This is a genomic window from Xenorhabdus budapestensis (assembly GCF_002632465.1).
Taxonomy (GTDB): domain Bacteria; phylum Pseudomonadota; class Gammaproteobacteria; order Enterobacterales; family Enterobacteriaceae; genus Xenorhabdus; species Xenorhabdus budapestensis.
In genome coordinates, this window is the sequence record NZ_NIBS01000007.1 from 123,450 (window position 1) to 137,166 (window position 13,717).

Below are 13,717 nucleotides of genomic sequence, written 5' to 3' on the forward strand. Positions count from 1 at the left end.
TATTGAACTTCCTTAACCGAAAAGTGATAAAAAATGGTTCACTGCGGCAGAAAAACCCGCAGGATTGCTACTGTGAGCATTATGTCCAGCCTGGGGAATTATTTTTGATGGCAGTGCATATTGCTTCACTATTTCTTTAAATTTCTGATCGTGTTCACCACATAAATAAACAAAAGGCACTGCCAGTTTTTGTAAGGCAGGCACTAACCATGGCTGGTGCCCAAGTGAGGTATTTTCTAACATGCCGGCAATGCTGCTGCCTCTGTTTTGTCTGCGGAGATGAATAAAACGGAGGCGCTGTTCCGGTGACAAATCTGCAAATACAGGTTGTTGATACCAGTCAGCCAAAACTTCTAACATGGGTTCTTCACGAAAACGTTGTACCCATCGCCTGTCATGCAACAATCTGGCATCGCGCTCCTGCTGAGAAAACAGCCCCGGATTTCCCCCTTCCACCAGTATCCCTCTTAATCTTTGCTGGTTATTGTGGTTTTGAGTTGCATGGTACATAGCAATCCGTCCGCCAAGTGAGTAGCCGATTAACCAATAATCATGGATCTGATGTACGAGTAAGGTTTCGTTCAGCAATTTACTCATCTCAGCAAAACCACCTGTAATCGTAATATCGGCAGAATTGCCATGACCGGGAAAGTCAATCACCAAAGAGGTATATTGGTTACAAGCGTTCACAATCGGCAGCCAGTCGTTGCCACTCCCTAGCAGTCCATGCAACCAAACCAGCCATGTGCTCTTTCTATCTACATTAACTGCCTCTACATTAACTGCTTCTGCATTGAATATCTGACAGGCCAATTTCATAGTTCAGTCACCTGTTTCAGCAACTCTTGCAGACATACTGCACCTTCGCTATCTGTCACGATTAGTTCAATGATTGTCGCTGTTTTTTGCTGCCATGCCTGCTCAACAGACTGTTTTAATTCAGACCAGTTTTGTGGCGCGCTATAATTCAAGTCAAACATGGTAGCAGCATGGTTAAAATGGATATTTTGCGGCATACAGTAAAAACGCTGGCGTGTTTCCGGCGGTGTGGGCAGTAATGAAAAAATTTGTCCGCCATTATTATTTACGATAAGCAGCACCATGGGTGAAGTGCTCTCCCGTAGTAAAGCTAAGCTATTCAAATCATAAAGTGCAGAAATATCGCCGATAATCGCTAAAGTCGGTTTACCGGTTGCCCGTTGCACCCCGACAGAAGTTGCTATTAACCCATCAATACCACTTGCACCACGATTGCTGTAAACCGGATAACCCTCAGGGAGTTGTCCTAACGCATCAATCAAACGGACAAGCAAACTATTGCCGACAAATAACTGCCCTTGCTGCGGTAATACTTGATGTAGCTGATGAGCAACCGCAGCCTCACTGAATTTTCCATCCAGTTGTGCGCTAACACAGCCGAATGCTTTTTCAGACCAAATCCACAGTTCATTCGCCCAAGAAACATTCGTCCCAAAAACCTTCGTCTCAGAAACATTAGGCATCTCTGTTTGAGCAGGGTGATCCCGTAACCAATCAGCCACATGACAGGTAAACTTGCGTCCCTGATGATTAGCAGGATCAAGCCTTCCCATAATAGGATCAATAATCCAATACTCTTCTGGCTGACATTTAGCCTGCCACTGCAATAATCTTTTTCCGGTCAGACTGGAGCCAAACTGAATAACCAACTGCCCTTTTGCCAGGATTTTCTGCGCACGGGGATGGTTCAGCCATAAATCAGCGCAAGGCAAAGGCTGACCTGTTTGAGACAACACATCTCCAATCAATGGCCAGCCTATTTCTTTCGCCCACTGTAAAACAAGTTTCCCTTCTTCGGCTCCCATTCTTCCTGCCAGTATGACACCGCGTTTTTTCCGCCAGCAATCCCAATCCGCTACTTTGGCAATAACATGTGTTACCGATTGTTTAAGCCACGGCTGGTGGCCTTGCCACCAATTCCCCAGCGTTTGCTGCCATGTCTGATATTTTTCATCGTCACCATATAAAGGCTCAGCAAAAGGACAATTAATATGTAACCCTCCTTGCTTCAGATTTGACATCGCATTATCAATGACAGAAACCAGCCAACTGGCTGAAATATCGGTGGTCGGTCGTGGTAGAGCAAGTGTTTGAGCCGGATGTGAGGCAAAAATATCACTCTGGCGAATAGCCTGATTCGCACCACAACCAATTAATTCCGGTGGCCTGTCCGCAGTGAGAAAAACCAACCGCTCGCCGGTTAGCCCGGCCTCAATCAGGGAAGGATACAGGTTAGCCACTGCGGTTCCTGACGTCACAATAACAGCAACGGGTTCCTGACTCGCTTTGGCCAATCCCAGCGCCAGATGGCCCAGCCCTCTTTCATCAAAGTGGGTATGACATATCAGTTTACCGTTCTCTGCGGCAGCTTTCTTTACAACGGAAAGTGTCAACGGTGTGGAACGAGAACCGGGAGCGATACAGACATGACGCAAACCATGACGAGTCAGTGCTTCCAGTAAAAGTTCCGCCCAACGACGGTTCAGTGCGCTGTTTGACATAGAGTGTTCGAAAACTTATTTAAAAATAGAATGGATTATATAAGACATTCTTCACGCTTATTCTCTTAAAAACGCCTTCTTTGTCATAGCTCAAAGAAATGCCATGTAATTAACGTTATTTCCATGAACTTATTCATTTGCCAAGCTACCTAACAATGAACGTAGTCCTGCGGCCTTATTCTCGATTTCTATCCATTCCTGCTCAGGATCAGAACCAGAAACAATGCCTGCCCCCGCATACAATGATAATAAATCACCATTTATATAGGCGCATCGCAACGAAACAGCAAATTCACTCTGCTCCAAACATAAATACCCCGCAGATCCGGCATACCAGCCGCGGTGAAATGGTTCATTTTCTGCCAAAAATTGTCGAGCGGCTTCTCTCGGTAAACCTGCGACGGCAGCTGTCGGTTGTAAACGGTGTAAACAATCACTGTCACATACCTGATTTAAGACACCGTGAATATGCCTGCGTAAATGTTGCACTTTACGTAAACGGATTACGTCAGGAGGAGCAACATCAATAGATTCGACTCCACCTTGCAAACGTTGACAAATATCATTCACAACAATCAAATTTTCATGTTGGTTCTTTTTATCTTCCAATAACCATTGCCCCAGTTCTTTTGCTTTTTGATCATCCTCAGAATTTTCCGTTGTTCCTGCTAATGCTTCAGTAAATACCTGTAACTGATAACGGTAATAAAGTCGTTCTGGGGTCGAAGCAAGAAAAGCCTGATTATCATTGAACGCCAGCATAAAATGATAACAACGATGGTTTACTCCACGGCTGGAAGCCATAAATTGCGCAGCTTGCAAGGGCATATTCAGCGTAAGTTCTGTTTTCCGCGCCATTACAACCTTTTCCATCTTTTTCTGGGTAATAGCATTCAATGCTTGCTTCAGCAAAATATTCCATTGTTCACTTTCAGGCATATGAGTTGCATTTAATACTGCTGCATACGATGTCTGGAATGGTTGATGCGGGACAATTTGCCTAAGAAATAAGTGAATATTATCGATATCAGCCTGTCCATTAATATTCAAATATAAACGGGTTGCACCATGACAACGACGTATTTCCATTCTTGGCAAGAACAAGTAACTTTCTTCATCACCTGTATTTTTCTCGTTCTCCTGCAATTGCTCTTTATTCTGATTATTCCTGATATGGCAAACATCCGTCTTTTCCCAGGCATTTAATCCCCAAATACGCATTTGGGGAAATTGAATGTGTTGATGTAAAAACGTCTCTGCCTTAATTGCATTACTGAAAAGACGAATTTGCCCACAGGCGGCAACTTCCTCATGCCCATCCCGATGTTGCCAGTAAAACTGTGGATAATGGGGTTGAGCTGCCAGCCATTCCAGCCAATCAGTTTCACTGGTTGCCGGAAGTGAAAAACAGAACGACTGGATACCAACTTCGCTAACATTTTCGGTATTAAGAATTTCGCATACATCAGCGATGATATTAGCAATCTTATCCACAAACATCCCCACTAATAACATGATAAAATGCAAAATTATACGAGTCGGCAGGAATTATTAAAGTACTTATTGTTTGTATGGTTGTTTATGTGATTGGTTTTGATCTGAGTATCTAGTGATAACTTCACCTTTTTTACTGATTAATTGCCTATTTTTATTAGAAAAATCAATCATTAAACATTTTATTTAAAAAATCAGTATGATAGATGATATATCATATTATTGACACCGATAGAACTTTATTTCTAAAAATAAACAACACAAGACTAACATGCCAAACTTAGTTATCAAAAAAATGACTAATTTCATTTTATGAATTTCACTCTACTAAAACCTAAAATATAATTCTCATTCGCAAAAATGATAATAAAATCACTCGTAAAACTCAAAAGTAAGATTGAAAAAAACAAATTACTCACCGCTAATAATTACCAAAAACATCAGCAATGAAAAATATTCATACTTATAATTAACATTTTTTATTGTGGTTAATTTCATTCATAAACATTAAATTAAAAATACTATAAGAAAATTCCCAAAGAATAATTAAAAACAAAGAGTTAAATACAATGGCTTTATTTTATGTAGAAAAATAACAACAAGGTATTACTTATTAATCCCATAATAATATCAAGAAATAATATTACCTGAAGTTACGTCTCATGTTTTTCATAAAATACCCATTGATATAAAGTCACACAATACGTATTATTTTGCCTCTTCTAAAATGAAGAAACAAAATGCTTTTCTTAATCAAAATCCAATTTTATTTCGTCTGATTCTGCTGTTTTTTAAATAAATAAGCAGTATAAAAAGGGGACGCCGTGTTATATCTTTATTTTAGGCCGATAGGCTTTCTTAGATATCGGTATAGACTGTTTTCATTATTTATATCACTAGGTTGCCTAATAACAACAGAGACCGCGGCAGCGGATTATGATGTATTAATTCAACAAGCCAGAAATGGTAATACCATCCCCATACTTGAATATATTCGTCAAGAAGAAAAACGGCGGAAACTCTCTCCTTCTCAGGTTGCTGATTGGTTACAGGTTGCTAGCTGGGCAGGCCGTGACAATGAAGTGATTAATCTTTGGCAACGCTATCATGATATGGAATTACCTGCCAGAGGGATCGCCGCTGTCGCACGCGCTTATCGCAATCAGCGCCAGTGGAGTCAAGCCATTCAATTATGGCACCTGGCTTCGATTCTTGAAAAACACAATCACGATATAAAAGCGGGCTTGATTATGACATTGGCAGATGCCAAACGAGACAGTGAAGCCCGTCGCTTGGCAAAAAACTTACTATCTCATCAACCCAGTGCCGCTAATTACCGTTTAATGGCCTATGTGGATCAAGCCACCGGACGCTCATGGGATGCCATGCAGATGCTCACTATCGCCCACGAACGCTTCCCCAAAGATAAAGCTACAACCCACGATTATCTGTTCAGTCTGAAAAACAATCGGGTGAATGGTCCGGCCTGGCTGCTGGAACAAAAACACACCACACAATTACAGTTATCTCCCGGCCAACAACGCAAACTGGAAGCTGACGCTGCGGCAGAGTTAGTCCGCCTTGCAATGATCCCCAACCGTAGCGAAAAAGAACGATTTAATATCGCTGACAGAGCACTTGCCCGTTATGAACATATGCTCAATCAATGGCGGGAACAACCGGGTGCCCAGCAAGACTACCGACGTGCCCGTATTGATCGCCTCGGCGCACTACTTGCCCGTTTCCGTACTCAGGAACTCATTGAAGAGTATTTGCGCCTGCAACAACTTTCCCTGACAGAAAAAAACGTCGTTATACCGGATTACGCGCATAAATGGGCTGCCTCTGCCTATCTGAACCTTCGACAGCCCGATAAAACAAGGGATATCCTGCGTCCACTGAATTATCCAAATGGAAAATATCCAGATAAAAAAACACCAATGCGCCATATCACACAAGAAGATGATAGTGTCCTTTTTTATGCCGATGTGGAGAGTGAACACCTTAATGAAGCTCAACAACTGGCGATGAATATCAAGCAACGTAATGCTTATATGACCAATGTTTATGGTTCTCCAATCCGTGTGCCTAACGATGACTGGTTGCAAGGGCAACAATTTTTGGCTGAATCAGCTCAATTGCATGAAGATCTTCCCGAAGCAGAAAGACGTTTTACACATTTGGCTCGTACCGCTCCCGGTAATCAGAAATTACGTATTGATCTGGCAGCCGTCTGGCTGGATCGTGGCTGGCCACGTCAGGCAGAAAGTGAACTGAAACAAGTCGAGGGTCTTGATCACCGTAATTTGTCACTGGAAATTCAGCAAGGCTATACCGCTTTAGCATTACAAGAATGGCGACAAGTCGATCTGCTGTCTGATGATGTCATCACCCGTGTCCCTGAAAATATGCTGGCCAAACGTTTTAATCGTCTGCGCAATATTCATCATATGTCAGAACTGCGTATCAGAGTTAATCAGGGTATTGATTCGGACAATCCCACGAGTGGTAAAAGCAGTTCAAACTTTGATCTTGCCATTTATAGCCCTCCTATTAATGATAACTGGCGCCTGTTTGCTGGCGGTGCTTATAATCGTAGCCAATTCAGTGAAGGCCGTGGCTTAAACCGCGATTTACGCGGTGGTATCGAATGGCGGGTACGGGATATTTGGCTGGAAGGAGAAGTTTCTGGCCGTAATTATCGTCATGGCAATAAGGTCGGTCTGCGTTTTGCCGGATGGTATGATCTTAATGACCAATGGCGTCTGGGAGGTTCAGCAGAGCGACTGGCTCGTAATACTCCTCTGCGAGCATTAACCAATAATATCTACGCCAATGGCGGGCAACTTTATACCCGCTGGAGACACAGTGAGCGCAGTCAGTGGACAGCTCGTTTTGCTCCTTCATTTTTTTCTGATGGCAATAATCGCTTTGCATATGCTATTGACGGTATGCAACGTATCTACACGGCACCTTACCTGAAACTTGATGCCACACTGGAAATCAGTACGACACATAACAGCAAACAAAATACCCCCTACTTCAATCCAAAAAATGATTTTACCTTCCTGCCGGCATTGGAAGCCGACCACATCATGTATCGGCATTACCAAACCGTTTGGAGTCAGCAGTTCGCGGCTGGTATCGGTGAGTACTGGCAGAACGGGTATGGAAGAGGTCTGATAACGACTGTGAGTTATGGACAACGTATTAAGTGGAATGATGTTGTGGATGCAGGCGTGAGGATCACGCTGGATAAACGCCCTTATGACGGTAAACGTGAAAAAAACCTACAAGCTGCTTTTGATTTGATCTATAGGTTCTAAAGGATTTTTTATGACTTTCAACGTAATTCGCTATTGGTTAATGATTTCAGCCTTGCTGGTTAGCCTGTTTATTCCGCAACTTAGCATAATGGCCTACGCTGAAAAACCAGAGTTCGTCCCACCAACAGAGCGCCCTTTGTCCATGAATGAGCGCCCCTGGCCCCGTAATGGTTTCGTCGTACTGGCTTACCATGATGTTGAAGATGACGGAGCCGATCAACGATTTATGTCAGTTCGTACCAGTGCTCTGAACGAACAATTTGCCTGGTTGCGCGCAAATGGCTATCAACCTATTACCGTTGATCAGATCCTCGCTGCCAATCAGGGAGGAACTCCATTACCCTCAAAAGCTGTGCTACTCACTTTTGATGACGGTTACAGCAGCTTCTATCACCGTGTTTTTCCCTTGCTGAAAGCCTATAACTGGCCTGCAATTCTGGCACCAGTCGGCGTTTGGATTGACGTTCCCGCAGGAAAACCGGTGAATTTTGGTGGCTTGAAGGTATCACGGGAGCGCTTTACGACCTGGGAACAAATTGCAGAGATGTCCCGTTCTGGTTTGGTGGAGATTGCTTCTCATACCTATCAACACCACTATGGTGCTATCGGTAATCCACAAGGAAATACCGAGCCTGCCGCCGCTATCCGGATCTATGATCCCAAAACAGGTAAATATGAAAGTGACCAGAAATTCCGCCAACGCATGGAACAGGATATCGCTACAATCACCCAGCGAATCGTTTCTGCCACAGGCAAAAAACCACGCGTCTGGGTCTGGCCTTACGGCATTGATAGCGGTGTTACTCTGGATATTGCCAAACGTCATGGCTACAAAATGGCACTGACACTCGGCAATGGGCTGGCCAAGGCAGAAAACTTAAATAACATCCCGCGAATATTGCTCACTAATAACCCAACGTTAAAAGAGTTCGCTGAGCAGGTTATTCAGGTTCAGAATAAACGCATCCTACGTATTGCCCATATTGATCTGGATTATTTGTATGATCCTAACCCTATTCAGCAGGCGCGTAATCTCGATCAGCTAGTACAACGTATTGCTGATCTCCGTGTTAATGCTGTTTTTCTGCAAGCATTTGCCGATCCTAAAGGCGATGGCAATATCCATGAGCTTTATTTCCCTAGCCGCTGGTTACCGATGCGGGCAGATTTATTTAACCGGGTTTCCTGGCAACTACACAGCCGGTTGAATATTGATGTTTATGCGTGGATGCCAGTTCTGGCATTTGAATTAGAACCTTCACTACCTCGCGTAACGAACTATAACGAAAATAACGGCGAGTTATCCGTGAGTAAAACACAATATCGTCGTTTATCCCCTTATAACCCGGAAAACCGCCGGAGGATTAAAGAGATTTATCAGGATTTAGCTGCCCATTCCATATTCCAGGGTGTGCTGTATCACGATGATGCTGTTATGTCAGACTTTGAAGATGCCAGCCCGGATGCAATTAAAGTTTATCAACAGGCTGGTTTTCCGGCATCTGTTGCCGAAATTCGTCAGGATCCGAAACAGTTTGCCCGCTGGAGCCGTTTCAAGAGCCAATATCTGACTGAGTTCACCCAAGAATTGACTCAAACCGTTAAATCAGTCCGTGGTTATCAGGTAAAAACGGCACGTAATATTTTCGCCCTGCCTATTCTGGAGGCGGATAGTGAAGAGTGGTTTGCTCAAAATCTGGATGATTTTCTGGCCCATTATGATTGGGTTGCCCCAATGGCAATGCCATTAATGGAAAAAATACCGCTATCAGAAAGTAATCAGTGGCTATCCCGTTTAGTGAAAGCTGTCGCTCAACGCCCGGAAGCGCTGGATAAAACGGTTTTTGAACTTCAGGCTGTTGACTGGCGAAAACCATTGAATAAAAGAGCAATATCAGGCGAACAAATGGCTGAATGGATGCGTCAATTACAACTGAATGGCGCACAAAATTTTGGTTACTACCCTGATGACTTTCTTAATAATCAACCGGAAATGAACAAAATCCGTCCTGTTCTTTCTTCAGAATGGTATCCACTTAATGATTGATCGTATTCTTGCTTTTATTGTGCTCTGCATTGTATTGAGCATTCCGATCGGTATCGCCATCACCTTTACAGGTGAGGTTATGCTGCACTTTGTGTTTTTCTGGCCATTATTCATGTCTGCTATCTGGATCTCAGGAGGAATTTATTTCTGGTTCTACCGTGAAAGACACTGGAGAAAAAACGATGTCCCTCCCCACCTGGAAGGTAAACCTCTGATATCTATTTTGATCCCTTGCTATAACGAAGGGCCAAATGTGCGCGAAACATTACAAGCAGCATTAACCCAGCGTTATCCTCACATTGAAGTGATTGCAATCAATGATGGTTCAACTGACAGCACGGCCTATGAACTTGATGAGATGGCCAAACAGCATAGTGCCTTGAAAGTAATACACTTAGAACAAAATCAGGGGAAAGCTACAGCGCTTCAGGCAGGAGCTGCCGCTGCCAACAGTGATTATCTGGTCTGTATTGACGGCGATGCTCTGCTAGATCGCGACGCAGCAGTTTGGATGGTAAAACCCATGATCGATCACCCTCGTGTTGGTGCAGTCACAGGCAACCCCCGTGTCCGTACCCGCTCCACCTTGATTGGACGAATTCAAGTGGGTGAGTTTTCTTCTATCATTGGCCTAATCAAGCGGACCCAACGGGTTTATGGTCAGGTATTTACCGTTTCTGGAGTTGTTGCCGCCTTCAACCGTCGTGCCCTCGCTGATGTCGGCTATTGGAGCAATGATATGATTACCGAAGATATTGACGTCAGCTGGAAGCTACAATTACACCACTGGTCTATCTTCTTCGAGCCTCGCGCCATCTGTTGGATCCTGATGCCCGAAACTCTCCGGGGGCTATGGAAACAGAGGCTACGCTGGGCACAGGGTGGAGCTGAAGTCTTCCTCAAAAATCTGCGTAAACTCTGGTCATGGGAATATCGTCGCATGTGGGTATTATTTATGGAATTCTGCTGTTCCGTAATCTGGTCATTTACCTTTGCCCTCTCAATTACTTTGTTTTTCCTCGGCATGTTTATCACATTACCCGAAAATATCCGCGTCTATACCCTTTTCCCGCCTGGGTATACAGGGTTGGTATTAGCCGTAACCTGCCTGATCCAATTTATTATCAGTCTGGTCATTGAGCGACGTTATGAGAAACACGTTGCATCATCACTTTTCTGGGTGATTTGGTATCCAGTAGTGTACTGGATGCTGAACCTGTTCACTACACTCGTATCTTTCCCCAAAGTCATGCTTAAAGTACGCCAGAAACGTGCCCGTTGGGAAAGCCCTGATCGTGGAATAGAGAGAATAGAATAATGAAAGATCCGTTGATATTTACAGAACAGAGATTATTACCTCGTCTTATTGATATTATACTCACCATTATAGCCTGGGTTGGATTTGCCTATTTATTCATTGTGGGGCTATTTAATTCGTCCCATCATGGCCCCAAACCTGTTACATTTGTATTTACCTCAGAAGTAAGTTCAATTGTGCTTTATATTATCATCGCTATATTTAATGCACTCCTGTTGATCGGGTGGGCGAGATACAATCAAGTCCGCTTTCGTATAGAACGCCGCCGCCATCGACCTGCATTAAATAATGAAGAAGTGGCAAAGAGTTTTTCTATAGAACAGAAATTAATAAACAGACTAAATCAAGGCAAAGTTTCCAGTATCACTTATAACGACCATGGACATATAATAGGAATAACTGAAAAATTAAATCAATTATCTAGCAAATAATTAGCAAGGAAATTAAATCCTCCTATCGCTTAAATATTTTACAACCTATCTCAGCCAATGCTACTTGTGTCTGGTAATTAATAACACTTGCAAAAACATCATTATGAGATAGGTTCTAATTGAGGATATATTCCATCAATAATTTTGTTATCTGGATTAAATGAAAGGCAAATACTGGAACTTGTTATGTGCTTGATTGAATGGACTCATTGTATTGTTAGACGTTACGTTTCCAAAGTATTTCTACGGGTACTAACGATTTTCAGCTTAACCATTGTGATATGTAATTCAATAGTAACAGCCATGCCTGATGCTAAAGAAAAAATAAAACTCAATGAAAACGTTGTACGTGTCGTTTCTGGTATTATCAGTTATACACACTGGCCAGCCACACGTTCAACGCTACATTTGTGTCTGGTAGCACCATCTAATTACATTGATGTCTTAGCCAACATCAATATGCTCACTGACGATACAAAATTACAAGTAGAAATTCTGAACTTTAACGCAGAAAAATTATTAGAGAAATGTGATATTGTTTACTATGGTCAAATTGACCCCATACTTCAACATCAAGTGATTAGTCAAAAAAATGGCAAACCACTTCTCACAATTGCTGAACAGAATCAACATTGTGAAATCGGTAGTGCATTTTGTCTTAATATTGACAGTACACAAACAACTTTTAACCTTAATCTCGATATTTTGACACGCAGTGGTGTACGCGTAAATCCAAATGTCCTGCAATTGGCTCGCAAGGCGGAATAACTGTATGAAAAAGCGTTATTCACTAATGCCATCACGCCCAACCTTACGTCAAGCTGTTCATCGTATTCATTTGATTATTACTTTTGTCACATTATCCGTTGTCGGCCTATTTCTTTCATTACTGGCGCTAATTGCCATGCAGAAATATGCCGAAAATAACTTAAAGCAGACCTCATCAACAATAGCCCATACCGTTCAGGCTGCGGTTGTATTTAATGATAAGACAGCCGCGAACGAAATATTGGAAATGATTGCGGTTCATAATAATTTTACAGAAGCGAAAATTTTCAATGCCAAAAATCAAATTCTGGCTAGCTGGCAAGCCAATCAAACAACCCGAACCGGTAATTTCAAGAAACTAGTCGAATATTGGATTTTCCCTGAACCGGTCACTTTTCCCATATATCACCATCAACAACAGGTGGGTTCGGTTTGGTTAATCGGCAATAGTGAACACATCATCAAATTCATCTATCAAGCCTTATTGGTACTATTCGTTTGTTTACTGATTAGCGCCATACTTTCACTCTATCTTTCCCTGCGTATGCACGATGGTATTGTCAGGACATTACAAAACATTGCTAGTGTTGCCCATGATGTCCGGCAACGACGTGCTTTTTCACAGCGTGTTCCTTCCTCCAAAATTGCAGAGCTACATGAATTAAGTCAGGTTTTTAATCATCTGCTTGAAGAATTGGAAGAGTGGCAACACCATTTACAAACTGAAAAAGCAGCATTGGCATGGCAGGCTCAACATGACTCCCTTACAGGATTACCCAATAGATCCACTTTTGAACGCGTATTATCGGCTGTGATGAATGATAAATTCATGCGTGAAAGCGCAGTGATCTTATTTATTGATGGCAACCGGCTGAAATATGTCAATGACGTCTATGGACATGCAGCAGGCGATCACGTCCTGATCACAATAGCTGATACCTTAAAAATGAAAGTACGAAAAACTGATACTGTCGCTCGTCTTGGTGGCGATGAGTTCGCTATTTTATTACCTTCAGCCAATTTGGAAGATGCAGAAAGAATCGCAAAAAACATTATCCACGCCATGGACACCCCAATTCAGCTCCCCAGCGGTCAACACCTGCGTATCACACTCAGTATTGGTATCGCTCTGTCAAATGGTGATTTAACAGCAGAACAACTACTCTCTGAAGCTGATGCTGCCATGTATCACATCAAACAACGAGGTGGTGGCTGGTACTCCGTTGATACCACAAAAATAAACTACTTATCCAGGAATTCATCATGATAAAAAACCGTGTTTTTATATTTGTGATTGCATTTATTACCCCTCTTCTCCTGAGTGCCTGCCAGAATAAAGGGAACCTAACGGCAGAACAGATCACAATCCTTAAACAGCAGGGATTTCATCAGACCGATGAAGGATGGCTGTTTGGCATGTCAGAAAAAGTGCTGTTCGGTAATAATCAATATCATTTACGTCCTGAAGGTGAAGCAAAGCTGAAAGAATTGGCTGCGACTTTATCCAAAGTCAGCATTCATCACGCACGCCTGGATGGTCATACAGACAATTATGGTGAATTAAACTATAACAACCAGCTCTCACTAAAACGGGCTAACACTGTTGCGGATGCTTTGACACGTGGAGGAATGCAAAGATCCAACCTGAAAACCCGTGGTTTGGGGCCAAGCCAACCTATTGCAGATAACCGCAGCTCAAAAGGCCGGGCAGAAAACCGTCGTGTAGCGATTGTGATTACTGCACAGTAAATAACTCATATACCTTATGGATTTCAAGATGCAGCCAACAAAGC

The 13,717-nt window shown here is 42.8% G+C and carries 10 protein-coding genes; 7 read left to right on the forward strand and 3 right to left on the reverse strand.

Features of this window, described 5'->3' with window-relative positions:
• Positions 1-12: 12 nt before the first annotated feature.
• The 3 genes from menH to Xbud_RS08890 all read right to left on the reverse strand — a co-directional run bounded on the left by menH (position 13) and on the right by Xbud_RS08890 (position 4,040).
• Positions 13-819, reverse strand: coding sequence for a 2-succinyl-6-hydroxy-2,4-cyclohexadiene-1-carboxylate synthase (gene menH, locus Xbud_RS08880; RefSeq protein ID WP_099135723.1), 807 nt, complete (start codon positions 817-819; stop codon positions 13-15).
• Positions 816-2,540 (reverse strand): 2-succinyl-5-enolpyruvyl-6-hydroxy-3-cyclohexene-1-carboxylic-acid synthase, encoded by a 1,725-nt coding sequence (menD, locus tag Xbud_RS08885; protein ID WP_099135724.1) that lies wholly within the window; start codon positions 2,538-2,540, stop codon positions 816-818. The genes menH and menD overlap by 4 nt, the downstream gene beginning before the upstream one ends.
• A gap of 129 nt (positions 2,541-2,669) precedes the next feature.
• The gene (locus Xbud_RS08890) at positions 2,670-4,040 is read right to left on the reverse strand and encodes an isochorismate synthase (protein ID WP_244589896.1); all 1,371 of its coding nucleotides are present in this window, start codon (positions 4,038-4,040) and stop codon (positions 2,670-2,672) included.
• Between the two features lie 818 nt (positions 4,041-4,858).
• Here Xbud_RS08890 and pgaA point away from each other — a divergent pair.
• From pgaA to yfiB, 7 genes are all read left to right on the forward strand, one after another.
• A complete protein-coding gene (gene pgaA, locus Xbud_RS08895) occupies positions 4,859-7,360 on the forward strand; it encodes a poly-beta-1,6 N-acetyl-D-glucosamine export porin PgaA (RefSeq protein ID WP_211283510.1) in 2,502 nt (833 codons plus the stop codon).
• Positions 7,361-7,370: 10 nt separating this feature from the next.
• Entirely contained in the window at positions 7,371-9,407 is a 2,037-nt protein-coding gene (gene pgaB, locus Xbud_RS08900; RefSeq protein ID WP_099135726.1) for a poly-beta-1,6-N-acetyl-D-glucosamine N-deacetylase PgaB, read from the forward strand.
• The gene (pgaC, locus tag Xbud_RS08905; RefSeq protein WP_099135727.1) at positions 9,400-10,725 is read left to right on the forward strand and encodes a poly-beta-1,6-N-acetyl-D-glucosamine synthase; all 1,326 of its coding nucleotides are present in this window, start codon (positions 9,400-9,402) and stop codon (positions 10,723-10,725) included. Before pgaB ends, pgaC begins: the two co-directional genes overlap by 8 nt.
• Positions 10,725-11,156: a poly-beta-1,6-N-acetyl-D-glucosamine biosynthesis protein PgaD gene (gene pgaD / locus Xbud_RS08910; protein WP_099135728.1), complete on the forward strand. Its 432-nt coding sequence runs from the start codon at positions 10,725-10,727 to the stop codon at positions 11,154-11,156. The genes pgaC and pgaD overlap by 1 nt, the downstream gene beginning before the upstream one ends.
• A gap of 186 nt (positions 11,157-11,342) precedes the next feature.
• The gene (gene yfiR / locus Xbud_RS08915) at positions 11,343-11,924 is read left to right on the forward strand and encodes a regulatory sequestration protein YfiR (protein WP_099135729.1); all 582 of its coding nucleotides are present in this window, start codon (positions 11,343-11,345) and stop codon (positions 11,922-11,924) included.
• A gap of 4 nt (positions 11,925-11,928) precedes the next feature.
• Positions 11,929-13,191 carry a diguanylate cyclase DgcN/YfiN gene (dgcN, locus tag Xbud_RS08920; RefSeq protein ID WP_099135730.1) on the forward strand — a complete coding sequence of 421 codons (1,263 nt, stop codon included), beginning with the start codon at positions 11,929-11,931 and terminating at the stop codon, positions 13,189-13,191.
• Entirely contained in the window at positions 13,188-13,673 is a 486-nt protein-coding gene (gene yfiB / locus Xbud_RS08925) for an outer membrane lipoprotein YfiB (RefSeq protein WP_099135731.1), read from the forward strand. Before dgcN ends, yfiB begins: the two co-directional genes overlap by 4 nt.
• Positions 13,674-13,717: the final 44 nt, after the last annotated feature.

What these genes read in the sequence shown, in the direction of transcription:
- pgaD (WP_099135728.1), top strand. Translation starts at nt 10,725, where the DNA reads ATGAAAGATCCGTTGATATTTACAGAACAGAGATTATTACCTCGTCTT.
- yfiR (WP_099135729.1), top strand. Translation starts at nt 11,343, where the DNA reads ATGTGCTTGATTGAATGGACTCATTGTATTGTTAGACGTTACGTTTCC.
- menD (WP_099135724.1), bottom strand. Translation starts at nt 2,540, where the DNA reads ATGTCAAACAGCGCACTGAACCGTCGTTGGGCGGAACTTTTACTGGAA.
- pgaB (WP_099135726.1), top strand. Translation starts at nt 7,371, where the DNA reads ATGACTTTCAACGTAATTCGCTATTGGTTAATGATTTCAGCCTTGCTG.
- yfiB (WP_099135731.1), top strand. Translation starts at nt 13,188, where the DNA reads ATGATAAAAAACCGTGTTTTTATATTTGTGATTGCATTTATTACCCCT.
- pgaC (WP_099135727.1), top strand. Translation starts at nt 9,400, where the DNA reads ATGATTGATCGTATTCTTGCTTTTATTGTGCTCTGCATTGTATTGAGC.
- Xbud_RS08890 (WP_244589896.1), bottom strand. Translation starts at nt 4,040, where the DNA reads ATGTTTGTGGATAAGATTGCTAATATCATCGCTGATGTATGCGAAATT.
- dgcN (WP_099135730.1), top strand. Translation starts at nt 11,929, where the DNA reads ATGAAAAAGCGTTATTCACTAATGCCATCACGCCCAACCTTACGTCAA.
- menH (WP_099135723.1), bottom strand. Translation starts at nt 819, where the DNA reads ATGAAATTGGCCTGTCAGATATTCAATGCAGAAGCAGTTAATGTAGAG.